The organism is Cytobacillus oceanisediminis (assembly GCF_004366035.1).
GTDB lineage: Bacteria > Bacillota > Bacilli > Bacillales > Cytobacillaceae > Cytobacillus > Cytobacillus oceanisediminis_C.
The window spans coordinates 310178-334827 of sequence record NZ_SOEE01000004.1 but is presented as its reverse complement, the minus strand read 5'-3'; the positions used below and the strand labels follow the sequence as shown (position 1 = coordinate 334827).

At 42.6% G+C, this 24650-nt stretch carries 20 protein-coding genes; all 20 read right to left on the bottom strand.

What is annotated here, in order from left to right; translation table 11 throughout:
* Positions 1–168: 168 nt before the first annotated feature.
* Positions 169–768: a dipicolinate synthase subunit B gene (gene dpaB / locus DFO72_RS12455; protein ID WP_113881987.1), complete on the bottom strand. Its 600-nt coding sequence runs from the start codon at positions 766–768 to the stop codon at positions 169–171.
* On the bottom strand, positions 765–1667 hold the full coding sequence (gene dpaA, locus DFO72_RS12450) for a dipicolinic acid synthetase subunit A (RefSeq protein WP_113882150.1): 903 nt from the start codon (positions 1665–1667) through the stop codon (positions 765–767). The genes dpaB and dpaA overlap by 4 nt, the downstream gene beginning before the upstream one ends.
* 368 nt (positions 1668–2035) lie before the next feature.
* Positions 2036–2290 (bottom strand): YlmC/YmxH family sporulation protein, encoded by a 255-nt coding sequence (locus DFO72_RS12445; RefSeq protein WP_113881986.1) that lies wholly within the window; start codon positions 2288–2290, stop codon positions 2036–2038.
* Positions 2291–2437: 147 nt separating this feature from the next.
* Positions 2438–3673 (bottom strand): M16 family metallopeptidase, encoded by a 1236-nt coding sequence (locus tag DFO72_RS12440; protein ID WP_113881985.1) that lies wholly within the window; start codon positions 3671–3673, stop codon positions 2438–2440.
* Between the two features lie 40 nt (positions 3674–3713).
* A complete protein-coding gene (locus DFO72_RS12435) occupies positions 3714–4730 on the bottom strand; it encodes a polysaccharide deacetylase family protein (RefSeq protein WP_113881984.1) in 1017 nt (338 codons plus the stop codon).
* Between the two features lie 180 nt (positions 4731–4910).
* Positions 4911–7031, bottom strand: a complete 2121-nt coding sequence (gene pnp, locus DFO72_RS12430; RefSeq protein WP_113881983.1) for a polyribonucleotide nucleotidyltransferase — start codon at positions 7029–7031, stop codon at positions 4911–4913.
* A 317-nt stretch (positions 7032–7348) separates the two neighbouring features.
* Positions 7349–7618: a 30S ribosomal protein S15 gene (gene rpsO, locus DFO72_RS12425; RefSeq protein WP_009330698.1), complete on the bottom strand. Its 270-nt coding sequence runs from the start codon at positions 7616–7618 to the stop codon at positions 7349–7351.
* 122 nt (positions 7619–7740) lie between these two features.
* Positions 7741–8691 (bottom strand): bifunctional riboflavin kinase/FAD synthetase, encoded by a 951-nt coding sequence (gene ribF, locus DFO72_RS12420; protein ID WP_113881982.1) that lies wholly within the window; start codon positions 8689–8691, stop codon positions 7741–7743.
* 65 nt (positions 8692–8756) lie between these two features.
* Entirely contained in the window at positions 8757–9674 is a 918-nt protein-coding gene (truB, locus tag DFO72_RS12415; RefSeq protein ID WP_113881981.1) for a tRNA pseudouridine(55) synthase TruB, read from the bottom strand.
* A 64-nt stretch (positions 9675–9738) separates the two neighbouring features.
* Positions 9739–10119, bottom strand: a complete 381-nt coding sequence (gene rbfA / locus DFO72_RS12410; protein WP_113881980.1) for a 30S ribosome-binding factor RbfA — start codon at positions 10117–10119, stop codon at positions 9739–9741.
* Between the two features lie 16 nt (positions 10120–10135).
* Positions 10136–10417, bottom strand: coding sequence for a DUF503 domain-containing protein (locus DFO72_RS12405; protein ID WP_009330702.1), 282 nt, complete (start codon positions 10415–10417; stop codon positions 10136–10138).
* Positions 10417–12660, bottom strand: a complete 2244-nt coding sequence (gene infB / locus DFO72_RS12400) for a translation initiation factor IF-2 (RefSeq protein WP_113881979.1) — start codon at positions 12658–12660, stop codon at positions 10417–10419. Before infB ends, DFO72_RS12405 begins: the two co-directional genes overlap by 1 nt.
* Before the next feature lie 19 nt (positions 12661–12679).
* On the bottom strand, positions 12680–12982 hold the full coding sequence (locus DFO72_RS12395) for a YlxQ family RNA-binding protein (protein WP_009330704.1): 303 nt from the start codon (positions 12980–12982) through the stop codon (positions 12680–12682).
* Entirely contained in the window at positions 12979–13263 is a 285-nt protein-coding gene (gene rnpM, locus DFO72_RS12390; RefSeq protein ID WP_113882149.1) for an RNase P modulator RnpM, read from the bottom strand. Before rnpM ends, DFO72_RS12395 begins: the two co-directional genes overlap by 4 nt.
* A gap of 17 nt (positions 13264–13280) precedes the next feature.
* Positions 13281–14438 (bottom strand): transcription termination factor NusA, encoded by a 1158-nt coding sequence (nusA, locus tag DFO72_RS12385; RefSeq protein WP_113881978.1) that lies wholly within the window; start codon positions 14436–14438, stop codon positions 13281–13283.
* A 257-nt stretch (positions 14439–14695) separates the two neighbouring features.
* Entirely contained in the window at positions 14696–15163 is a 468-nt protein-coding gene (rimP, locus tag DFO72_RS12380) for a ribosome maturation factor RimP (RefSeq protein WP_009330707.1), read from the bottom strand.
* A 442-nt stretch (positions 15164–15605) separates the two neighbouring features.
* The gene (locus tag DFO72_RS12375) at positions 15606–19916 is read right to left on the bottom strand and encodes a PolC-type DNA polymerase III (RefSeq protein WP_113881977.1); all 4311 of its coding nucleotides are present in this window, start codon (positions 19914–19916) and stop codon (positions 15606–15608) included.
* A gap of 377 nt (positions 19917–20293) precedes the next feature.
* A complete protein-coding gene (locus DFO72_RS12370; protein ID WP_113881976.1) occupies positions 20294–21997 on the bottom strand; it encodes a proline--tRNA ligase in 1704 nt (567 codons plus the stop codon).
* Positions 21998–22128: 131 nt separating this feature from the next.
* Positions 22129–23391, bottom strand: a complete 1263-nt coding sequence (gene rseP / locus DFO72_RS12365; protein ID WP_113881975.1) for an RIP metalloprotease RseP — start codon at positions 23389–23391, stop codon at positions 22129–22131.
* Positions 23392–23472: 81 nt separating this feature from the next.
* Positions 23473–24615: a 1-deoxy-D-xylulose-5-phosphate reductoisomerase gene (locus DFO72_RS12360; protein WP_113881974.1), complete on the bottom strand. Its 1143-nt coding sequence runs from the start codon at positions 24613–24615 to the stop codon at positions 23473–23475.
* Positions 24616–24650: the final 35 nt, after the last annotated feature.

Here is a 24650-nt window from a genome sequence, read left to right as displayed (position 1 = left end):
CTGATTTTGAAGATGGCAGGCTTCCATTTATATTATCAGCATATTATCATTACTCCAAGAGGTTAATATAATTTTAAACATAGCTTGGAGGTTGGTTATCTTAATAACCTTTATTCTAACATATTCGTTCACTAAAGGACTAAAATTTTTGCTAGAAAAAAAAGGGGGTTAATTTTCGTCTTTATATCTTTCCACTAAAACAGGCTGCAGCTGCTTGCCTTCCATGGCATGAATCACTGTGTCAGATAATGCTGTCATTCTTGCCACCATTGAATTTGGCTTCTTCACAGGATCATCCTGGCCATATGGAATAAAATAAATATTTTTCGTAGCCATTAGTCTCATTAAGTTTATCCCATTTAAACCCAATGCATCATTTGTGGATATTCCGAGCACAACTGGTTTGCCGTTTCTTAAAGTTGCCTTTGCTGCCATTAAGACGGGCGAATCAGTCATGGCATTGGCAAATTTGCTCATGGTATTTCCAGTTAACGGGGCAATCACCATACAATCGAGAGGTATCTTAGGTCCCAGCGGTTCCGCTTTCACAATTGAATCGATCACTTTATTGCCAGTCAGATCTTCAATTCTTTGAACCCAGTCTTCCCCTTTCCCGAATCTAGTCTCAGTGCTCTTTACCGTAAAGGTTACGACCGGAAGCACTTCAGCCCCTGCAAGAACGAGCCTTTCAATTTCCGGAAACACTGCATCGTAGGTGCAATGTGATCCTGTTAAACCAAAGCCGATTCTTTTTCCTTTCAAACTCATATTGTATTCCCCTTTCTCTTTTGCAAATCTTCCATAATCAATTGAGAAAGAACATTCGCCAGTATCTGCCCGGCTGTTTTCGGAGCAACGATTCCAGGCAGACCTGGTGCGAGCAGCGCTTTCACTCCCCGTTTTTCCGCATAGCGGAAATCGGTTCCGCCGGGCTTTGAAGCCAGGTCAATGATAAGCGTATGTGTAGGCATTTTCGAAATGACGGACGCTGTTACAACTAAATGGGGAGCAGTATTTATGCATATATCAACATCTTTTACAGCATCCTCAATCTCTTTCAGGTTGAATGGGGTAAGACCCATTTCCGTTATCCGGGCTATGTGTTCACTTTTTCTCGCGCCCACTTTTACATTTGCACCCAGTGCATGAAAGGTTCTTGCCACACTCATTCCAACTCTGCCAAGGCCGATTACGGCTATATTAGATCCATGAATGGTGAAATCAGTATGCTGGATCGCCATCATGATGGTTCCTTCTACTGTTGGAATTGAATTATAAATGGCTACATCATCCCGTTCAAATAATTGAACAAGACGGCGGTCTGCCGACTTAGTAACTCCTGTTAAATACGAGTTGGTTATGCCGGAATAAACTGTACAGTGTGCTGGAGTCTGCGAGAGAATTTCCTCTTCAAGAGTTACCTTTTCATTGGAGAAAATTGTCTCAATCTGCCCCTCCAGGCCCGTGCCGGGAACAGGCAGGATAATCGCGTCTATATGGGAAAAATCCACTTCATCTATTTTTTCTTTTACCGCACCAGAGAACGCATGATCCAGCTGCTCAAATCCGATTAATGAGAGCTTTGCATCAAGCTCAGTCAGTTTCCGGATGATTTCGAGCTGCCTTGCATCACCGCCGATGACTGCAATTTGGGTTCCTGTCAGCATGCAACACTCACCTTCTTTTTTCTTTCTTTTTAAGAAAGCATTTATTTTTGAAGCCAATGACCGCATGACTCCTGTAAAAAATATCCTCGCACCGGCAACGCCACTATACAACAGCTGCGGCACGAGACAGCAATTGCACAAGCAGATTTATCTTAAACGAAATGTGGCGTTTTTTTGGCCGGCAATTTCATCTAATAACCATAATGGAATTCTTGTATTGAACTACTTCAACATCTTATGTATGAACGGGGCAATAGGTGAGTTTTCCACTTAAAAGAAAATGGGTCAGCGCGGAAAGAAATTTTTAGACACTAAGGAGATGAGATTTTCATAAAACAAAAAGGACCTAAGAGGCCCTTCATTCAAGATTATTCCTGCTGATCATCATTTTCCGGAATATCAATAATGATCATGTCATTGCCTATCTTTCTTATATGCTGCCATGAAACCCGAATTTCGTCTCCTTGGCGCTTGAAGCCGAACCACTTTAATGACGGAATGAGCAATGCCTGGATCTGTCCATTTTTTTCATTTATTTCAAGATCTGTCTGCCCAAGCACCCCCAGCCGTTCCGCACGCTTCACATCTACGATTTCCTTTCCGCTCAGCTCACTTAATCTCATCCTCTGCCCTCCTCTTTTCTCTTTCTCTATATTTTTATCGTTCTGGGAGAAGTTTTAGAAGTCCAGGACAAAAGAAAACAGCCTGCAATATACAGGCTGTTTCTCTCATGTTAATTTCCGGTTTAGCAACGGGACACAACAAACTTATTAAAGGTTTTTCGGAAGTTCTCCCTCCGGGCTGATTAAAGCAACAGAATAATTGTCTGTGAAAATGGCATTCGCCATGTCGTTCACGCCTTGCATGGAAACTGCATCGATTTCTTCTACAATTTCATCCATAGAACGATGGCGACCCAGCAGCAGTTCGTTTTTGCCATTACGGCTCATTCTGCTGTTTGTGCTTTCAAGGCTAAGCATCAAGCTTCCTTTTAGCTGTTCTTTGCTGTTATTCAGCTCTTTATCTGTAATGCCTTCTTTTTTAAGAGTGGCTAGGGTTTCCTGAATGGTATCAAACAGTACGTCCAGCTGTTTAGCGCCTGTTCCGCCATATAGCGTCACTATACCGCTATCCTGGAAGGCAGAATGATAAGAGAAAACAGAATATGCCAATCCTTTTTGTTCCCTGACATCCTGGAATAAGCGGCTGCTCATGCTTCCACCCAAAATATTATTTAAAACAATCAGATTGTACATATCTTCATGCCCTACCTGCAGCCCCTCGAACCCCAAGCAAAGATGTGCCTGCTCTGTATCCTTTTTACGGGCAAGATGGTTTGAATGAAATTCAGGCTTCTGCTCTGAGCGTTCTCTTTTTCCGCCTTCATAGGATCCAAAATATTTTTCTGCTTCTTTGATGAAAGACTCATCGATATTTCCGGCAATGGAAATCACAACATTTTCAGGTGTGTAGGTTTCATGCATATACTGCTTTAATGTTTCACCATTGAACGTGGCTAGTGTTCCCTCTGTTCCAAGGATCGGATAGCCAAGAGAGTGGTTCTCATAGATTGCCTTACTCAAAAGATCATGTACGATATCATCAGGCGTGTCTTCATACATTTTGATTTCTTCGTAAACAACATTCTTCTCTTTGTTCAGTTCCTCATCCACAAACGTGGAGTTAAAAAACATATCAGAAAGCACTTCAAGAGCAAAGTTAGAATGGGTATCGAGTACTTTTGCGTAATAACATGTATATTCTTTTGAGGTGAATGCGTTCACCTGGCCGCCAATGCTATCAAAGCTCTCGGCAATTTCCCGGGCTGATCTTGTTTTCGTTCCCTTAAAAAACATGTGCTCGAGGAAATGAGAGATTCCATTATTTTCGGGAATCTCGTTTCGTGAACCTGTTCCGATCCATACTCCGATCGCAACAGAACGGACGGTTGGAATGTTTTCTAGTACGACTCTTACTCCGTTTTGGCATGTATATTTCTTGATCAAGTAAATTCCTCCTGTTCTGAAACCCAAAGACATACGTCCATTAGTTTATATTATTATTGTTATTTTTTCCAAAATCCTGATTATTATTTTCCCGATTCTGGATTCTCTTCTCACTTAACAATTCGGATACTGTTCCAATCTGAAGGTTCTTTTGTTTAAGCCCCGTTATAAGTCTATCGAGTGATTTTTCGGTGGAGTCAGTAGGATGCATCAGAATCAGTGCTCCGTTATGGACCTTTGATAACACCCTATTTATCAGCACATCCGGGGATGGCTTTTTCCAATCCACTGTATCAACAGTCCACATAACAGTGCCTAGGTCCTTCTCAGCAGCAATCTTCACAGTTTCATCTCTATAGCTGCCGCTTGGTGGAGCAAACCATGTAATGGGCTTGCTCAGCTTTTCATCCATCGTGGCTTCAATCACATCATTTGTCTTTTGGATTTCTTCCCTTGTTTTAGCAGAAGAGATTACTTTCATATCCGGATGAGTGTAAGAGTGGTTGCCCACTTCATGTCCTGCATCCATAATCATTCTGGCAAGTTCCGGATTATTCTTTACCCATCTTCCTTCAAGAAAAAAACTTGCTGAAACATTATGTTCCTTTAAAGTTGCAAGCATACCGGACAAATATTCATTTCCCCATGCCACATTGATAATGAAACTAACCATCGGTTTTTCGGGATGGCCTTTATATACAGGTGACGGAGGGAGATCCTTTAACTTCACCTTCGGTTCAATTTGTTTAAATACAAGCTTATCTTCATTGAACTTCTTCTCTGATTTCATCTTTTTATAAGATGCCTCAACATCTACTTCAATTCCGTTAAGCCCTGGAATAGCTTTCCAAACACGGTCTATTTTTGCATCCTGTGCAGGAATGCTGTATTCATCTTTTTTTGCTGTAATTTCTTCATAAAGTAAATCCTTAGACTTGGAAACAGGTACGGCTCCCGTCTCCTGTTTGAGGCCAGATACATACTGATCAGTAAAAGGATTATTGATAAAAGCAAGTGCCATAACAAACATGATGGCGATATGGATAAACTTTCTCATTCTTCATGCCTCCTTCAATTCATAGTATGATTCAAAGGGACAAGGTAGAACGGAAGCATATTACAAAGGTATAGGGCAAATGCCCCCATGGATATACATATATGTAAAAAGCCAGGGTTTCCCCTGGCTTCTAGGAAATTCAGCCCAGCAAAATGCTTCTCTTCTAATTAGAGGTTAGTATTATTGCTGTGCTTTTTCCTTTTGCTCACGCTGTTCACGCAATACGGCTTTGCGTGAAAGGTTTACGCGGCCTTGCTTATCGATTTCAGTAACTTTTACTAGAAGTTCGTCACCGATGGATACAACATCTTCCACTTTTCCTACACGCTCTTCAGCAAGTTCAGAAATGTGAACCAAACCATCTTTACCGGAGAAGATTTCAACAAATGCACCGAATTTTTCAATTCGTTTCACCTTGCCAAGATACATTTGTCCAACTTCCACTTCACGTACGATATCTTCAATAATCTTCTTCGCTTTTTGATTCATCTCTTCATTTACAGATGAGATGAATACTGTTCCATCTTGTTCGATATCTATCTTAACGCCTGTTTCTTCAATGATCTTATTGATCTGCTTTCCGCTTGGCCCAATAACATCACGGATTTTATCAGGGTTAATTGACATCATTAGAATCTTAGGAGCATATTCAGACAGCTCTTTTCTTGGCTGCCCAATAGTGCTCAGCATGGAATCAAGAATCTGCATGCGGCCTTTTTTCGCCTGCTGCAAAGCTTCCTCAAGAATCTCACGAGACAAGCCTTCAATTTTAATATCCATTTGCAGGGCAGTAACACCCTTAGAAGTACCCGCCACTTTGAAGTCCATGTCACCCAGGTGGTCTTCCATACCCTGAATGTCTGTCAGGATTGAATAATGTTCGCCTGATTTAATAAGTCCCATTGCTATACCGGCAACTGGCGCTTTAATAGGCACACCGGCATCCATCATGGCCAATGTACTTGCACAAATACTTGCCTGTGATGTTGAACCATTAGATTCCAATACTTCAGATACTAGACGGATTGTATAAGGGAAATCCTTTTCAGATGGAATGATCGGCTCCAGAGCGCGTTCTCCAAGAGCACCATGTCCGATTTCGCGGCGACCTGGCCCTCTGATTGGCCCAGTTTCACCTACACTGAAGTTAGGGAAATTGTAGTGGTGCATGAATCTCTTTTCTTCTTCAATGCCCAGTCCATCAAGAATCTGTACATCTCCAAGAGCTCCTAATGTACATATGCTCAGAGCCTGAGTTTGTCCGCGTGTAAATAAACCGGAACCATGTGTGCGCGGCAGAAGGCCTACCTCTGATGATAGCGGGCGGATAACATCCAATCCGCGTCCATCCGGGCGAACTTTATCTTCTGTGATTAGACGCCGTACTTCAGCTTTAACAATTTTATCAAGAATCTGCCTGATTTGCTTCAGCTTGTCTTCGTCTGCTTCTTCACCTTCATATTTAGCTGTAATTTCTTGTTTAACTGCTTTAATGGCAGCTTCTCGGGCATGCTTCTCCTGCACCTGGATAGCTTGAATCATATCATTCTCACAAATGCCGCGAACTTCAGCCTCAAGGTCCTGATCAACCTGGTATAAAACAACTTCCATTTTCTCTTTGCCGATTTCAGACGCAATTTCTTCCTGGAAAGCAATAAGGCGTTTGATTTCCTCATGGCCAAACATAATCGCCTCAAGCATTGTTTCTTCAGGCACTTCATCTGCACCTGCTTCTACCATGTTAATCGCATCTTTTGTTCCGGCTACAACCAGGCTGATATCGCTCTTCTCGGCCTGATCCACAGATGGATTAATGATAAATTCTCCATCGATGCGCCCTACGCTGACCCCTGCAATCGGTCCGCCGAATGGAATATCCGACACAGAAAGGGCTAATGATGAGCCAAACATTGCAGCCATTTCTGATGAGCAGTTTTGATCCACACTCATCACCATGCTTACAACCTGTACATCATTTCTGAAACCGTCAGCGAATAATGGACGGATTGGCCTGTCAATCAAGCGGCTGGCCAAAATCGCTTTTTCACTTGGACGGCCCTCTCTCTTAATAAACCCGCCCGGAATCTTACCAACAGCATATAAACGTTCTTCATAGTTAACTGTCAGTGGAAAGAAATCCAGATTTTTCGGTTCTTTTGATGCTGTAGCAGTACTTAATACTACAGTATCGCCATAGCGCACTAAAACCGCACCGTTAGCCTGTTTTGCAAGCTGGCCAATCTCAACGGTCAATTTGCGCCCAGCCCACTCAAGGCTGTAGACATGTTTATCTTGTCCCATATTTGTACCCCTCTCTGCTTTCACTTAAGGACAGGCGTCTATTCTGCCTGGTCCGTTCAATTGTAATTTATCCTGCATTATCTGCAGATAATCCTGCCATGACAGCAGCATAGACTGATATGCTCTGCTTTGCCAGCAGTTCATTTTTATATAAAAGCATGAAATGCTCTTTAATCATAATAAAATTAGGCATCTTATAGTATGCACAATTTTCCCGTTTGCTAAAATAAGAATAACTTATGTATGTACATGATTAGGAACAAAATTCAAGTTTTTAAAGCTAATAAAAAAGCGGGAAAAAATCCCGCTTCTGTTGATTATCGACGTAAGCCAAGCTTATTGATTAACTCACGGTAACGAGCAACGTCTTTGTTGCGAAGGTAAGTTAATAGGTTACGGCGCTTACCAACCATTTTCAAAAGACCGCGACGTGAATGGTGGTCTTTCTTGTGAGTACGTAAATGGTCGTTCAAATTGTTGATTTCTTCAGTAAGGACAGCGATTTGAACTTCTGGAGATCCAGTGTCGCTTTCATGAGTTTTGAACTCATTGATTAGCTCATTTTTACGTTCTTTAGTGATTGCCATCCGGTTCACCTCCTAAATTTTCAATCCCCTGTTACTGAGCAAGCGTCGGTGACTCGACTTGCCAAGCAAAGGTTCATTTGGTACGTTACTTAGAATACAACTTTTTATGACAAAAAGCAAGGCTAAACCCTGTTTTTCTCAAAATATTGCTCAGTCTGCTGTTTATCCTTCGCAATTTGGGCGATTAATTCCTGAACGCCAGCAAATTTCCTTTCGCTTCTAAGATGTTTATGCCATTCAACCGTAACTTTTCTGCCATAAATATCTGAAGAGAAATCAAAAATATGGACTTCAACCGATGGCCTGTCCCCTTTTTCCTTATTGAAGGTAGGTTTGTAGCCAACATTGCATACACCTTCATACCAGTTGCCATCTACTAAGAATCTCACAGCATATACACCTGGCGGAGGAATGATGCAGTCATCCGAAACATCCACGTTCGCAGTAGGAAAGCCGATTGTACGGCCTCTCTTATCGCCATGGATAACGGTTCCTGATGTTTTATAATATCTTCCTAAAAGGTCGGGAAGCTCAGCTGTTTTCCCTTCCCGGATGTATTTCCTTATTAGCGTAGAGCTGATTTTTTCGTCATCTTTTGCAAGCTTTGCAACGACCGAATAATCAAATTGATCCCTTGAATGAAACAATAGAGTTTCCATTGTACCGCGCCCCATCCGCCCATAGGAATAATCAAAGCCTGCTACAACATGCTTTGCATTAAGACCAATCAGGTATTGATCAACAAACTCCTGCGGCAGAAGATTTGCAAACTCTCTTGTAAAATTGATGATAAACAAATAATCTGTGCCCAGATCAGCTATGATAGCAATTTTATCCTCAAGAGGCGTAATATACTCCACATGCTGAACGCTTTTCCCCAAAATAACCGATGGATGCGGGTCAAATGTCATAACGGCACTTTTTAAGCCTTTATGTTCAGCTATTGATTTTGCTTCACGGATGACTTTCTGGTGACCCAGATGAACACCATCAAAGTATCCAAGTGCTATTGCCATTTCAGGAAATTCAGTTCTATCCATTCGATGGGGATGATTTATATGAATAACTTCCATATTATTGATTCACCTTTTTCTACAGAGCCTGGACCTATAAAAATGCACAGCTTTCTAACGAGTGCTTATTGATCATTTCTTAACACCTTTACTGGCTTCATCATGCCAGGTTTGCGTGGATGATGCTCATAGATAGCCAGCACGAGGCCTGCATCTGTTTCCACAGCAATGGGCCCTTCAGTGTTATGCAAATGATCAGGGATAGTTAATACAGCCCCATTTTTTACTTTCTCTGCTACTTTATCACTTATTTGAAATTTCGGCAAATGAGAGAGCGCGGCTTCCATAGGACGAAGAACCTCGACCATTGTCCCCTTCTCCACTCTTTCTTCTATTTCTTCAAAAGTCAGGCAATCATCGAGTGTCAATGAGGCAGACTGGATTCTAACCAGCTCAGACATATGGGCAGGGTATCCCAGTTCACTTCCAATCATGACAGCGAGCGTACGTATATATGTTCCTTTGCTGCAGGCTACACGGAAACGGAAGGTAATATTCTCACCCTCAAACATTTTTCTGTCATCGAGCAGTTCGATAGAATAAATAGTAACTTTTCTGGACGGCCGTTCCACTTCTATTCCCTGTCTTGCATATTCATAGAGGCGTTTCCCATTCACTTTTACTGCTGAAAACATGGGAGGTGTCTGAGTAATTTCCCCGGTCAGACTTTGAAGTACTTCCATTATCTGATTTCTGGCAATAGGTGCTGTAACATCTTTTCTTTCCACGACTTCTCCTGATGCATCTTCTGTTGTCGTAGAATAGCCTATTGTGACTTCTCCCTCATACGACTTTCCTGCATCTGTTATGTATTCAGCCACCTTTGTTGCCCTCCCGAGGCAGATTGGGAGTACTCCAGTTACGTCTGGATCGAGTGTGCCAGTGTGGCCGATTTTTTTCATCCGCAAAATCTTCCGCAGCTTAAAGACACAATCATGGGATGTCATTCCTTTAGGTTTAAAAAGCGGCAAAATTCCTTCCATATTATGTACCACCTTGTCTCTGTGATTAGAAAAAAATGGATAGACAAAATGTCTATCCATTCCATTATTCTTCTTCTTTGGAGCGATCCTCATCTTTGGAACGGCCTTCGTCCTGAATTTGATGGAGCAATGATTCTATACGGTTACCGTAGTCGATTGATTCATCAAATTCGAAAAGAATTTCCGGCGTTTTTCTCAGACGGATTCGCTGGCCAATTTCAGATCGGATAAAGCCTTTTGCTTTAGCCAGGCCGCGAAGAGTATTTTCCCTCTGTTCCTCATCACCCAGAACTGAGATAAATACGGTTGCCTGCTGGAGATCCCCAGTAACTTGAACATCGGTGACTGTTACAAATCCAACCCGCGGGTCCTTTATTTTCCTGCCGATGATTTCGCCCAGTTCTTTTTTCATTTGTTCTCCAACTCGATTTGCTCTAAGGCTCATTCTATTTCACCTCTTCTTAAAGCCACTCTAAATCTGTAATTGTCCGTTCTATTTCCGGGAACGAATCAATCATCTTCAGCGCATTTTGCAGCTCGTGTTCCGTTGAAACCTGGGTGGACGAAACGGCCACAATGGCAATTTTTGTCCGTTGCCATAGGTCCTGATAGTCCACCTCAGATACAGATACATTGTATCTTTGCTTCAGCCGGGTTAGAATCCGCTGCAAAACAGCCCGTTTTTCTTTCAAAGAATGTGTGTCATAAATGATACATTCACAGGCTGCAAGCCCAATTATCATTAACGTTCCACTTCTTCCATAATATATGCTTCGATAACGTCGCCTTCTTTAACGTCATTGAAGTTTTTGATGGTAATACCGCATTCATAGCCTTGGGCTACTTCTTTAGCGTCATCTTTGAATCGCTTGAGAGCATCAACTTCCCCTTCAAAAATAACAACTCCATCGCGGATTAAGCGGACACCGCTGTCACGAGTGATTTTTCCGTCTGTGACATACGAACCGGCAATGGTACCGATTTTTGAAACTTTAAATGTCTGGCGTACTTCAGCCTGGCCGATGATTTTTTCTTCGAACTCAGGATCAAGCATACCCTGCATGGCCAATTCAATTTCCTCGATTACTTTGTAGATAATGCGGTGCAAGCGGATGTCTACATTTTCTGCATCTGCCGCCCGTTTCGCATTATTGTCAGGTCGAACATTGAATCCGATCACAATAGCATTGAAAGCCGCAGCTAAAGTGATGTCAGACTCGTTAATGGCACCGACACCTGTATGCAGGATACGAACATTAACACCTTCTACATCAATTTTATGAAGAGCAGCAGTTAATGCTTCCGCTGAACCTTGAACATCCGCTTTTACAACGATGTTTAAGTCTTTCATTTCCCCTTGTTTCATATGTTCAAACAAGTTATCAAGACTTACGCGTGTTTTTTCGTTTCTTTGAGCCTGCAAGGCCTGCTGGGCACGAGCTTCACCAATCTGGCGGGCTGTCTTTTCATCATCAAGAACAGCAAAGCGATCACCAGCTTGAGGTACATCGTTAAGACCTGTAATTTCAACAGGTGTTGAAGGTCCGGCAGTTTTCACCCGGCGGCCAAGATCATTAACCATTGCACGGACACGGCCAAATGAGTTACCGACAACGATTGGATCTCCTACCTTCAATGTACCATTTTGCACAAGAAGGGTCGCAACTGAACCGCGTCCTTTGTCAAGCTGTGCTTCGATAACTGTACCAACGGCATTGCGGTCAGGATTTGCTTTGTATTCTTCCACTTCACCTACAAGAAGAATCATTTCAAGCAGTTCATCAATTCCATCGCCTTTAATAGCTGAGATTGGAACAAAGATTGTGTCTCCGCCCCATGCCTCTGGAACTAGGCCATGTTCAGTCAATTCCTGCATAACACGGTCAGGATTTGCTGCTTCCTTATCCATTTTGTTAACAGCCACAATGATTGGTACTTCTGCTGCTTTTGCATGGTTGATTGCTTCAACCGTTTGCGGCATTACACCGTCATCTGCTGCAACAACGAGAATTGTAATATCGGTAATTTTCGCACCGCGGGCACGCATAGTCGTGAACGCAGCGTGTCCAGGAGTATCCAGGAAAGTAATCTTCTTACCGTTTTCTTCAACTTGATATGCCCCGATATGCTGAGTGATTCCGCCTGCTTCTCCTGCTGTTACTTTTGTGTTGCGGATGGAGTCAAGCAATGTTGTTTTACCATGGTCAACGTGTCCCATGATGGTTACAACAGATGGACGTTCCACTAGTTCGGCATTTTCATCTTCTGAGAAGTATACTTCAAGATCAGTTGTATCAACCAGTATCTCTTCTTCTACTTCCACACCGTATTCACCTGCAATCAGCTCAATGGCATCTTTATCAAGTTCCTGGTTAATGGTTGCCATAACACCCAGCATGAATAGCTTTTTAATGATTTCAGAAGGTTCGCGGTGCAGCTTCTTTGCCAGTTCCGCTACAGTCAGTGATTCGCTGAAAGTTATTTTTGAAGGAAGCTCCTTCACCTTTTTAGGAGCTGGGGCCACATGAGTCTGCTGCTGCTGTTTGCCTTTGTTGTTTTTATTCTTATTGTTGTTTCGGTTGTTGTTTCGGTTGTTGTTATTGTTTCTATTGTTGTTATTATTGTTTCTATTGTTGTTATTGTTGTTATTGCCCCGGTTATTGCCGGATTGGCTGCCCTGCCCCTGGTTTCTGCTTTCACCTGATTTATTCTGGGGCTTGCCTTTAACAGCTGTTGAATTCGCAGCACTATTATTTGAAGCTGGTTTTTGATTTCCTTGCGGTTTTTGCTGATTTTGAGGTTTGCTCTGTTTTTGAGACTGGCTGTCATTCTTGATAAAGATGCCGTCAAGTTTCTGGACTGCAGCCGGCTCAATTGTAGTCATATGATTGGAAACCTCAATATTCATGTCTTTTAATTTTGTAATAACATCCTTGCTTGAAATGTTATGTTTTTTCGCATATTCATATACACGCATTTTACTCATACTTTCACCCCCGCTAGTATTAATCGAGCAACGTTAACAGCTTTTTTGCAAATCCGGCATCTAACACTGCCACAACAACGCGGGCTTCTTTCCCTATAGCCTTACCAAGCATTTCCCGGTTTTGAATCAGCTTATAAGGAACCCCGAATGATTTACATTTATCTGTAACTTTCTTTGCCGTATTTGCGGATGCATCTGCAGACAGCAAAACAAGCTTTGCTTTGCCATTTCTGATCTCTTTAACAGCAAGCTCTTCTCCCGAAGTAATTTTCCGTGCCCGATTGGCTAAGCCAAGCAATGACATCCATTGATTTGAGTTCATTTGGATTGCCGTTTCTCCTTCTCTATTAACTCCAAGAGTTCTTCATAGATAGCATCACCTATGGAAACTTCTAAATGATTGGCTAAGATATTCTTTTTCTTTGCTAATAAAACTGCTTCCTTTTCTTTGGAAAGATAAGCCCCGCGCCCTGATTTTTTTCCGGTCGGGTCTACAGATACTTCCCCTTCTTTGGAGCGAACGATGCGAACGAGTTCTTTTTTCGGCCTCATTTCACCGGTAGCGACACATTTTCGCAAAGGAACTTTTTTACGATTGTTCACGATCATTCACCTCTTCCCTATTCTTTTCCCTCTAAAAGATCATCCTGAAGATCGAAGTCTGCCGCATTTTCGTAGTCTTCGTTTTCATAACCATCATTATCAAAGTTCAGCAGTGTTTCATCCCGCGGAAAGATTCCGGCTTCACGGGCATCTGTTTCTGATTTGATGTCAATTTTCCAGCCTGTAAGCTTGGCTGCAAGTCTTGCATTCTGACCGCGCTTTCCGATTGCCAGCGATAGCTGATAATCCGGGACTACAACTGTTGTTGCTTTGTCATCTTCATTTACAATTACGTCAAGCACCTTTGAAGGACTAAGTGCATTGGCAACGAAAACTACCGGATCTGAAGACCACTTTACAATATCAATTTTTTCGCCCTTAAGCTCATTTACTACCGCCTGTACACGTGTCCCCTTAGGGCCTACACACGAACCTACCGGATCTACTTCTTCATTGTCTGAATGTACGGAGATCTTAGAACGGTCTCCTGCTTCACGCGCAACAGATTTGATTTCAACAGTTCCATCATAAATTTCTGGAACTTCAATTTCAAATAATCTTTTCAGCAGGCCAGGATGCGTTCTGCTAACAAAGATTTGTGGTCCTTTTGTCGTCTTTTCTACTTTTGTAATAAAGACTTTAATGCGGTCATGGGGCTGATAACGCTCATTTGGCATTTGTTCGTTCGCCGGAAGGATCGCTTCAATCTTTCCAAGGCTCACATAGATGAACTTAGGATCTGTACGCTGAACAATTCCCGTCATGATATCTTCTTCACGGTCGATAAATTCAGAATAAATGATGCCTCTCTCCGCTTCACGGACACGCTGTGTAACAACCTGTTTGGCCGTTTGGGCAGCAATTCGCCCAAAGTCCTTAGGAGTTACTTCCATTTCGACGACGTCTTCCACCTGGTAGTTCGGGTTGATCTTTTGAGCATCTTCAACTGAGATCTCAAGACGCGGATCAAATACTTCATCCACTACCTCTTTGCGTGCAAAGACTCTCATCGTTCCGTTTCCTAGGTTTAAATCAATGCGCACATTCTGTGCTTGGTTAAAGTTTCTGCGGTAGGCTGACACCAATGCAGCTTCAATTGCTTCGATAATCACATCGCGAGAAATGCCTTTTTCTTTCTCAAGCAATGTCAGAGCATCCAAAAGTTCACTGCTCATGAGATTTATATCCCCCTTTAATTCTCTTATAAAATGATCAACTCTGAGTAGCAATTGCTTATATTAATAAGACAAGTAAGTATTGGTTTTTAAACGTCAATAACTGTCTAGCTCCAGCGCCTACCCCCTAAGTGGCCACAACCCGGTCCTCCCCCAAAAGGCAAAGGACGCCTTTCCGGTAGGCCCGACTTGTGCTTGTCGAGGGTGGGCAAGGCGCTTCCGCTTTTCTTAATAAGCAAGCCCGCAATCAGCAGTCATTAGAAAACAACGGCTAAACGGGCATTCGCTACCTTCTCATAAGGAATTTCGATCCTTTTCTTCCTTGTTTTAATCGTCACTTCAACCGTAACGGTCTCCCCATCAAATTGGGTTAACACACCTTCGAACGTCTTTTCTCCATCAATCGGCTCGTATGTTTTTATGAAAACATTCTTGCCGACTGCCTTAACAAAATCACTGTCTTTCTTTAGAGGGCGTTCAGCTCCCGGCGATGAAACTTCCAAGAAATAGTTGTAAGGAATCGGATCTTCAGCATCAAGCTTTTCACTTAGCCTTTCACTGACAGTTCCGCATTCCTCGATATCAACACCAGTTTCTTTATCAATAAATACGCGAAGGAACCAGTCTTTCCCTTCTTTTACATATTCAATGTCGACTAATTCTAAATTAAGTTCATCCACAATAGGGGTGACCAGTTGTTCCACCGTTTCAGTCACTTTGCTCATTCATTTCCCTCCTTTTTACTGGATTCTTAGCTCTTGTTTTACAAAAGTTTTATTTTGATATACAGGAAGACTTTTCGGATATATTGTTGTTTTTCATCTATCTATATTGTCCGCTGATTTCCGCTTCAGGCTGCTCATCGAACCTCGGGGCGGGCGGTGAGCAGCCTAGGCGCTTCACGCCTGCCGGATCTCACCTGTCCCGCATGAGTTTTCGCTCTTCCGCTACAATCAACTCAGCAATTAATATACAAAAAGCAACAAAACTTACGAAAACAATCTTCAGGAAAAAACCGTACACAACACGAAAGAGTGGGTTGCCCCACTCTTCCTTTTGCGAGAGTTATTCTTAGTATTTCCAATAAAACTATACCATAACCAATTTTTTTATGCAAATGGAATAGCTGTCAGCAGAAGGGATTGGAACATTTGGCTGCCCTCTTTTTTAGAATAGGGAAAGCTGATTTTGTTCCGGAAGGGATTCCAGGCAGCCGTGGTTATCCAGATACTCGATAATTGTCTTGGACACTTTTCCGCGCTGCTGCAAATCTTCTTTGGATAGGAATTCTCCTTCTTCTCTTGCTTTAACAATATTAAAAGCTGCGTTTGTACCCAATCCAGGAATGGAATTAAACGGCGGGATCAAAGAATTTCCATCAATGATAAACTCATTTGCGCTAGAGCGGTATAAGTCCACCTTTTGGAAATTAAAGCCCCTTTCGTTCATTTCCAAAGCCAGCTCCATTACGGTTAATAGATTTTTTTCTTTCGTAGAAGCATCAAGTCCCTTTGCATTTATTTCCTCGATGAGCGCACGTATCGCATGGGACCCTTTAACCATGGCATCAACGTCAAAGTCCTCTGCACGGACAGTGAAGTATGCTGCATAGTAAAGAAGCGGATGGTGCACTTTAAAATATGCAATCCGGACTGCCATTAATACGTAGGCAGCCGCATGAGCTTTAGGGAACATGTATTTAATCTTTTTACAGGAATCAATATACCATTCCGGCACTTCATTCTTTCTCATTTCAGCTTCCATTTCATCGCTCAGGCCTTTACCCTTACGAACCGATTCCATAATTTTAAAAGCAAAAGCAGGCTCAAGCCCCTGATAGATTAAATAAACCATAATATCATCGCGGCAACCGATTACTTCACTTAAGTTACAAATCTTATTATGGATTAATTCCTGGGCATTTCCGAGCCAAACATCCGTACCATGAGAAAGACCCGAAATCTGGACAAGTTCTGAGAAAGTGGTCGGCTTTGTATCTTCAAGCATCTGGCGGACAAAGCGGGTACCAAATTCCGGTATGCCAAGTGTTCCAGTTTTACACATGATTTGCTCTTCTGTCACACCAAGCGATTCCGGCCCGCTAAAAATTTTCATTACTTCAGGGTCATCTGTCGGAATCGTTTTTGGATCAACACCGCTAAGATCCTGAAGCATCCTTATGACGGTTGGGTCATCGTGCCCCAGTATATCGAGTTTTAATAGATTATCGTGAATTGAATGGAAGTCAAAATGAGTCGTTTTCCATTCAGATGTCCGGTCGTCAGCTGGGAACTGAATAGGCGAAAAATCATAAATATCCATGTAATCCGGCACAACAATAATACCGCCAGGGTGCTGTCCGGTTGTCCGCTTTACCCCTGTGCAGCCGGAAGCAAGCCTGTCAATTTCGGCACCCCTGATTTGAAGATTATTATCCTGCTGGTATGCTTTGACGTAACCATAAGCTGTTTTGTCTGCCACAGTACCGATTGTTCCTGCACGGTATACATATTCCTCCCCGAATAGCACCTTTGTATAGTTATGGGCCCTCGGCTGGTATTCCCCCGAAAAGTTCAAGTCAATATCGGGAACCTTATCTCCCTTGAAACCAAGGAACGTTTCGAACGGGATATCATGTCCATCTTTCTTATATTTTGCTCCGCAGTTCGGACAGTCTTTATCAGGCAGGTCAAAACCGGAGCCAACTGAACCGTCATTGAAAAACTCGGATGTCTTGCATTCCGGGCAAACGTAATGAGGAGGCAGCGGATTTACCTCAGTTATTTCGGTCATCGTCGCAACAAAAGAGGAGCCGACTGATCCACGGGAACCAACAAGATAGCCATCATCCAGTGATCTTTTTACAAGCTTATGAGAGATCAGATAGATAACCGCAAACCCATGCCCGATAATACTCTTAAGTTCTTTTTCAAGTCGGGCTTCAACGATCTCAGGCAGCGGATCACCATAGATTTTCCTTGCCATGCCGTAACTCATGCTGCGCATTTCTTCATCTGCGCCTTCAATTTTCGGCGTATACAAATCATCTTTAATCGGCTTAATTTCTTCAATCATATCCGCTATTCTGTTCGTATTCTCTACCACAATTTCCTTCGCTTTGTCTTTGCCAAGGAATGAAAAAGCGTCAAGCATTTCATTAGTAGTCCTGAAGTGAACATCCGGGAGCTGATGGCGATTCAGAGGATTTGCGCCTCCCTGTGAATTAACAAGGATTTTTCGATAGATTTTATCATTTGGATTCAGGTAGTGTACATTGCCGGTCGCGACTACCGGCAGATCGAGTTTATCCCCCAGCTTTACAATATTGCCGATAATCTCTTCCAGCGCTTTTTCATCTCTTACAAGTTCAAGCTCCAAAAGGTGTGCATAGACAGCTTTTGGGTGAACTTCAAGATAATCATAGAATTGCGCTGTATCTTCCACTTCATCTGGAGATTTCTGCATCATGCCTTCAAAAACTTCGCCTTTGTCGCATCCCGATCCAACCAGAATTCCTGCACGATGCTTTTGCAGGACTGACCTCGGAATGCGGGGCACTCTGTAAAAGTATTCAAGATGTGAAATAGATACGAGTTTAAAGATATTTTTCAAGCCTTCTTCTGTTTGTGCAAGCAGGGTGCAATGCGCTGGCCTTGCACGCTGATAGGCATTTCCCTGACCCATATTATCATTGAACTGATCATGATATTCGATTCCTTTTCCATCTGCATGCTTAAGCATTTTAAGCAGCAGATAACCCGTAGCTTCCGCGTCATATATGGCACGATGATGCTGGGTGAGTTCAACGTCGAACTTTTTGGCAAGCGTGTTCAGACGATGATTTTTCATGTCCGGATATAAAAAGCGTGCGAGTTCAAGAGTATCTATTACAGGATTAGGGGCTTTGCCTATACCCATTTTTTTATAGCCTACATTTAGGAACCCCATGTCGAAAGAAGCATTATGGGCTACTAAAATAGCATCTCCTGCCCATTCATGGAACTTCTTCAGAACCTCTTCCACTTCTGGTGCATTCTCCACCAGATCATCGGTGATTCCTGTCAGATTGATCGTTGTTGCCGACAAAGGGTGATGAGGGTTTGCAAAGGATTCAAACCGATCAATGATTTCACCATCATGAATTTTAACCGCGGCAAGCTCAATGATCGTATCATATACAGCTGATAAGCCTGTTGTCTCAACGTCAAATACAACATAGGTATCTTCAGTAAGCTTGCGATGCGCATCATTATAGGCAATCGGCACACCATCATCCACAAGGTTCGCTTCTATTCCGTATAAGATCTTTATATCATTCTTTTTCCCGGCACCATAGGCTTCAGGGAATGATTGAGCAACAGCATGGTCTGTAATGGCAATAGCTTTGTGTCCCCACTTTTTCGCCTGTGAAACCAGTGCACTGACAGATGAAACTGCATCCATTTGGCTCATCGGTGTATGAAGATGAAGTTCAACCCTTTTTTCTTCAGCAGGTGATGTATCCTGTCTTTGAATAGGTTTAATTTCATTGATATCGTTCCCGATCATTACCAGGTCACGTACAAATGTATCGTTTTGTATGCTGCCTCGGACTTTTAGCCACATACCTTTTTGAACATGCTGAAATAAAGCAGCATCCTCTTTGTCCCGCGAGAACATTTTTACAAGAATGGAGCTGGTATAATCAGTAATTTTGAAAGTTAAGAGTGTCCGGCCGCTGCGGAGTTCTCTCGTTTCAGCAGCAAACACATAGCCTTCAACGGCTATTCGGCGCTCTTCATCAACTATATCAATCAATTTGCGGTAATCTGCATCGTCTTTAATGGTAAGACCGATTGTAAGCGGCCCCTGAGGTACTGAAGGATCTGCTGATTCAGCTTCTGCTTCTTTCTTCTGCATCTCGATTGCTGCCTGGAGACCGCGCTCCTGGTCTTCTTTGCGTTTGGCCTCCATGAATTTTTCATATTCTTCATTGGATCCTTCAGAAGATACCTCAGTATCAACTGTTAAGGCCGGAAAGCCAAAAACTTGAAAAACATCCGAAATAATGCCGGCATACTTCTTCTTGATAGACAATCCTTCCAATTCATTTCGGACCTTGATGACAAGTTTGTTTCCCTGAACAGAAGGAACCTGTTCATTCAGAAGCTTAATGAGCGGGGGCGCCATCCCATCCATTTCTTTGATGCAGTTGTGCCAGTATTCAAGAACAAGCTGTTCAGTAAAATCCTGATTTTTCACAGATATGCTGTAGGAAATTTCTGCAATATGGGAAAATGTCTTTTCCAGCTGATCTGTGAAGCGGCTATATACACTGCAAGGTACAATCTTTGGAAAAGCAAAATAAAAATGCCATTTCCGTGACTGCCTTTCGACTATGACCCTTTCGATTTGGGCATCATGAAAGTGCTGCACAAAGGCATCTTCAGTTAGCTGCATCTGCTGGAGCAAGAGCTGAAATCTAGAAGGTTCGCTCATCTTTCTCTCTCCCATCTAATAAACATGGTTTATTTGTTAACTTCTATTATTTATAGTTGTTTTTGCTTAAGAATTCTGTCCGTTGATTTCAGCACGGGGCACTTGCTTTCCGCGGGGAGAGATGAGAGCCTCCTCGTCTTCGCCTGCGGGGTCTCTCACTTCCCTTGCTTCCCGCAGGAGTCAAGTGCCCTCCCCTACAATCAACTGAGTATTAAAATAAGTTTCACCGTTTTAACACAGAGCAAACTCCATCACAATTAAGAAATTAGACAGACGGACTTAATTATAACATATCAAATCAGATATTGATTGAAAAAACGGATTCCATTTTGGAACCCGTTTTTTCGTCTAAATCAAAAGGAACACTGCCCATATTCTTATAGTGCAGACATCATTTCAGCGATTTTATCTGCTAGCTGATCTTTGTGAATTTCATGCATTTCAGCTGTTTTCCTAACTTTCACTTCCACGATGCCTTCTGAAGCTTTTTTGCCAACAGTTATGCGGATTGGCAAACCGATTAGGTCGGAATCTGCAAATTTGACTCCGGGACGCTCCTGACGGTCATCCATTAATACTTCATAGCGATCCCTCTTTAACATAGTATATAATTCCTCAGCAACCGCAGCCTGAGCTTCGTCTTTCATGTTAATAGGAATGAGATGCAAGTCGAATGGAGCCAGTGAGCGCGGCCAGATAAAGCCGTTCTCATCGTTGAACTGTTCAGCAACGGCAGCCATAGTGCGGGAAACTCCAATGCCATAGCAGCCCATAATCATTGGCTGCGTTCTGCCATTTTCATCTAAATAAGTCGCTTCCATCGCCTCACTGTAGCGGGTGCCCAGCTTAAAAATATGTCCAACTTCAATTCCTTTGGCAAATTGAATCGTTCCTTGTCCATCTGGTGAAGGGTCGCCCTCTTGAATGAAACGAAGATCTGCATATCGGGTTACGTTGAAATCACGTTCTGGGTTAGCATTGACATAGTGAATTCCTTCTTCATTTGCACCGCATACACCATGCACAATGGCTTCCACTGCATGATCTGCAATGATATCAATATCGTTCACCCCAATAGGTCCCAATGAACCAACAGCACAGCCGAGAATGTTCTTAGTTTCTTCGGCATCAGCAAGCTCCACGGCAGCGGCTTCAAGCAGATTTTTAAGCTTGATGTCATTTACTTCATGGTCGCCGCGGACAAGTACGAGAACATATTTTTCATCAGCTTTAAAAAGAAGCGTCTTTATGCACTGCTCTTTAGCCACGTTTAGGAAAGTTGAAACTTCTTCAATTGTTTTTTGGTTTTCTGTTGCTGCCTTTTCCAGTTCCTGAGGTTCCTCATTTCTCTTTGAGTATTGCGCAAGGACTGGGGCCATTTCAATATTGGCAGCGTATTCGGAAGCATCTGAGTAAGCGATAGTATCTTCTCCTACTTCCGAAAGAACCATGAACTCATGTGTATCTTTACCGCCCATTGCACCCGAGTCAGCAATGACAGCTCTGAAATTCAGGCCGCAGCGTCTGAACACATTAGAATAAGCTGTAAAAAGTTTATCATACATTTCATCAAGGCTTTCTTGATTTGAGTGAAATGAATAAGCATCCTTCATGATAAACTCACGCCCGCGAAGAAGCCCAAAACGGGGTCGCTTCTCATCTCGGAACTTTGTCTGAATCTGATAAAGAGCCATTGGTAATTTCTTATATGATTTTACGGCATCACGAACCAGGCTGGTAATCACTTCTTCATGAGTGGCACCCAGAGCGAATTCTCGCTCATGGCGATCCTTCATTCTCATCAGTTCAGGTCCGTATGTATACCAGCGCCCGGATTCCTGCCATAGTTCAGCCTGCTGAAGCGCTGGCATCAGAAGCTCGACAGCCCCTGCATTATCCATTTCTTCTCTGATAATCGCTTCAACCTTTTGCAGAACTTTTTTCGCTAAAGGCATATAGCTATAAATTCCGCTTGCATTCTGGCGGATAAAACCAGCCCTAAGCAATAATTGATGGCTTCTGGTTTCGGCATCTGCAGGGACTTCTTTTAATGTAGGAATAAGCGTCATGCTCTGTTTCATTTATTTGCACCTCAATTAAAAATATGTATTGAATCTGCTTTCTCAACAAAAGAAGGGTCTCCCGGTCTTCAGAAAAAGCTAATAGCTTCCTAAAGACCAGACCCTTCTTCTTCATGCAGCTCTGCTAAGTTTTACAGGAAAAATCTCTGAATATCATTCCAAGTGACCACGAGCATTAATAGCATTAAAAGGGCAAATCCAATAAAGTGGACCATCCCCTCTTTATGGCGGTCAATCGGCTTCCCTCTTACAGCTTCAACAGCAAAGAACATTAATCTTCCGCCATCAAGAGCCGGAATTGGAAGCAGGTTCATAATTCCCAGATTTATGCTTAGGATGCCTGCCCATTTCATTAAGTAATAGATGCCTGACTTGGCTACCGTATCTGTTGAAACATAAATACCTACCGGGCCAGATAATGCATCGATTGAAAATTGTCCAGTGACAAGCTTGCCTAGCATGACAAAAATCTCTTTAGTCCAGAAATAGGTTTCCTTAGCTCCATAGGTTATGGCCTTTAAAGGTGATTTCTCCATTGGACTATATACACCAATGATTCCAATCTTTTCGCCTTCAACATCCTGAACCTTCGGAGTAACCGGTATTGTATGTTCCTGGCCGTTTCTTTCCACCAAAAACTCCAATTCTTCACTTGGGTTTTGTCTAATGATTTCTACCACATCTGACCAGCTTGAAATTTCTGCTCCATCAACACTTTGAACCAAATCGCCTTCCTTAAGCCCAGCTTCATAAGCTGCACCATCAGGGGTGAGTTTGCCCAGTGCAGGTTCATTAGTTGGAATCCCCTGCAATAAGGCTATTAGAACAAAAACGATAAAGGCAAGAACAAAATTCATCATAGGGCCTGCGAATATCGCCATTGTTCTCTGGCCCAATGTCTTTGATGCAAATTGACGGTCATATGGGGCAATGAGCGTCTCTGTTCCATCCTCAACCAGCACAGCTGAACGGCTGATTTTAAAAATTTGGATTGACTCTTCCTCTTCACCCTCAACATACCCTTTTATTTCAAGGGCATGCTCAATATCAGCATCTTCAACTTCAACTATTCTTGCATCTGGATATTTATCTTTATTGTTTAAAATAATTTTGCTTACTTCCTCGTTGTCATCAAGAATCAGGCCGATACGGTAGCCAGGTTTTATTTCCACCATCTCGGGATCTTCACCGGCCATGCGCACAAACCCGCCTATTGGCAATAGACGAATGGTATAAACTGTTTCATCTTTTTTAAAGGAAAACACTTTAGGGCCAAATCCAATAGCGAACTCGCGGCAGAGAATTCCTGCTCTTTTTGCAAATATTAAATGTCCCAGTTCATGGAAAAATACCAGTGCCCCGAAAATAACAATAAAGGCTATTACTGTACTCAAGTTTTAACCACCTTTTTTTAGAGGTTGTTCAAATGTACTGTGTGAGTGTATTGAATTTATTACTGCCATTTGAACGCAAGCTTATAGAAGCGAGTTAACATATTTCCTTGTCTCCAAATCTGTTGCCTGGATCTCATCAAGACTTGGATTTGAGATAATGTCATGGCTGCCCAGTGCTCTTTCTATGAAATCTTCTATTTGCAGGAAAGTAATCTTTCCATCTAAGAATGCAGCAACAGCAGCTTCATTTGCTGCATTTAATACAGCTGGCATTGATCCGCCAGCTTTTCCTGCTTCATAGGCAAACTTTAGGCAGCGAAAGCGTTCAAAGTCCATTTCTGCAAAATGGAGCTTGCCAATTTCAGCAAGATTCAGCCGGTTTGCTGTTCGGAGCGGGAGCCTGTCAGGATAAGTTAAAGCATACTGAATAGGTACTCTCATATCCGGGGTGCCTAGCTGTGCGATTACACTGCTGTCATGAAATTCTACCATGGAATGGATAATGCTTTCTTTATGAAGAAGGACGTCAATTTTACTGTAATCCATGGAGAAAAGCCAATGTGCTTCAATTACTTCAAGCCCCTTATTCATCATAGTAGCAGAATCGATGGTGATTTTAGCTCCCATTGACCAATTCGGATGATTAAGCGCCTCTTCAACTGTCACATTTTCTAATTCCTTGCGGGATCGGTCTCTGAAGCTTCCTCCAGAAGCTGTCAAAAGGAGCCTTTCAATATTTTTCTCTTTTTCCCCCTGCAGAGATTGAAAAATTGCTGAATGTTCACTGTCTACAGGAAGAAGCATCACACCGTTTCGCTTTGCTGCTTCCATGACCAGATGGCCGGCAGTCACAAGGGTTTCCTTATTTGCGATGGCGATTGTCTTCTTTTCCTCAATCGCCTGCAATGTGGAATCAAGTCCTACGCTGCCTAAAACTGCATTAACCAGTATTTCAGATTTTGGATAAACAGCTACTTCTATCAAACCTTCATGTCCATATGTAAATGTTATGCCGGGAAACTCAGCTTTAAGAATATCTGCAGAACTTTTTTCTGATAGTGAGACAAGTTCTGGCTGGAAGTCAGAGATAATTTTCCGGGCAAGGTCTATATTTCTGCCTGCAGACATGGCTGCTAGCTTAAATTCCTCTGGGTGTTCCTTAATGATATCAAGGGTCTGTGTCCCAATCGACCCTGTTGCACCCATTAAACTGATATGTTTCATAGTCTCCTCCTATAAGAAAAGCGGAAGCGCCTTGC

What these genes read in the sequence shown, in the direction of transcription:
- dpaB (WP_113881987.1), bottom strand. Translation starts at nt 768, where the DNA reads ATGAGTTTGAAAGGAAAAAGAATCGGCTTTGGTTTAACAGGATCACAT.
- dpaA (WP_113882150.1), bottom strand. Translation starts at nt 1,667, where the DNA reads ATGCTGACAGGAACCCAAATTGCAGTCATCGGCGGTGATGCAAGGCAG.
- DFO72_RS12445 (WP_113881986.1), bottom strand. Translation starts at nt 2,290, where the DNA reads ATGAGATTAAGTGAGCTGAGCGGAAAGGAAATCGTAGATGTGAAGCGT.
- DFO72_RS12435 (WP_113881984.1), bottom strand. Translation starts at nt 4,730, where the DNA reads ATGAGAAAGTTTATCCATATCGCCATCATGTTTGTTATGGCACTTGCT.
- pnp (WP_113881983.1), bottom strand. Translation starts at nt 7,031, where the DNA reads ATGGGACAAGATAAACATGTCTACAGCCTTGAGTGGGCTGGGCGCAAA.
- rpsO (WP_009330698.1), bottom strand. Translation starts at nt 7,618, where the DNA reads ATGGCAATCACTAAAGAACGTAAAAATGAGCTAATCAATGAGTTCAAA.
- ribF (WP_113881982.1), bottom strand. Translation starts at nt 8,691, where the DNA reads ATGGAAGTTATTCATATAAATCATCCCCATCGAATGGATAGAACTGAA.
- truB (WP_113881981.1), bottom strand. Translation starts at nt 9,674, where the DNA reads ATGGAAGGAATTTTGCCGCTTTTTAAACCTAAAGGAATGACATCCCAT.
- rbfA (WP_113881980.1), bottom strand. Translation starts at nt 10,119, where the DNA reads ATGAGCCTTAGAGCAAATCGAGTTGGAGAACAAATGAAAAAAGAACTG.
- DFO72_RS12405 (WP_009330702.1), bottom strand. Translation starts at nt 10,417, where the DNA reads ATGATAATTGGGCTTGCAGCCTGTGAATGTATCATTTATGACACACAT.
- infB (WP_113881979.1), bottom strand. Translation starts at nt 12,660, where the DNA reads ATGAGTAAAATGCGTGTATATGAATATGCGAAAAAACATAACATTTCA.
- DFO72_RS12395 (WP_009330704.1), bottom strand. Translation starts at nt 12,982, where the DNA reads ATGAACTCAAATCAATGGATGTCATTGCTTGGCTTAGCCAATCGGGCA.
- nusA (WP_113881978.1), bottom strand. Translation starts at nt 14,438, where the DNA reads ATGAGCAGTGAACTTTTGGATGCTCTGACATTGCTTGAGAAAGAAAAA.
- rimP (WP_009330707.1), bottom strand. Translation starts at nt 15,163, where the DNA reads ATGAGCAAAGTGACTGAAACGGTGGAACAACTGGTCACCCCTATTGTG.
- DFO72_RS12375 (WP_113881977.1), bottom strand. Translation starts at nt 19,916, where the DNA reads ATGAGCGAACCTTCTAGATTTCAGCTCTTGCTCCAGCAGATGCAGCTA.
- DFO72_RS12370 (WP_113881976.1), bottom strand. Translation starts at nt 21,997, where the DNA reads ATGAAACAGAGCATGACGCTTATTCCTACATTAAAAGAAGTCCCTGCA.
- DFO72_RS12360 (WP_113881974.1), bottom strand. Translation starts at nt 24,615, where the DNA reads ATGAAACATATCAGTTTAATGGGTGCAACAGGGTCGATTGGGACACAG.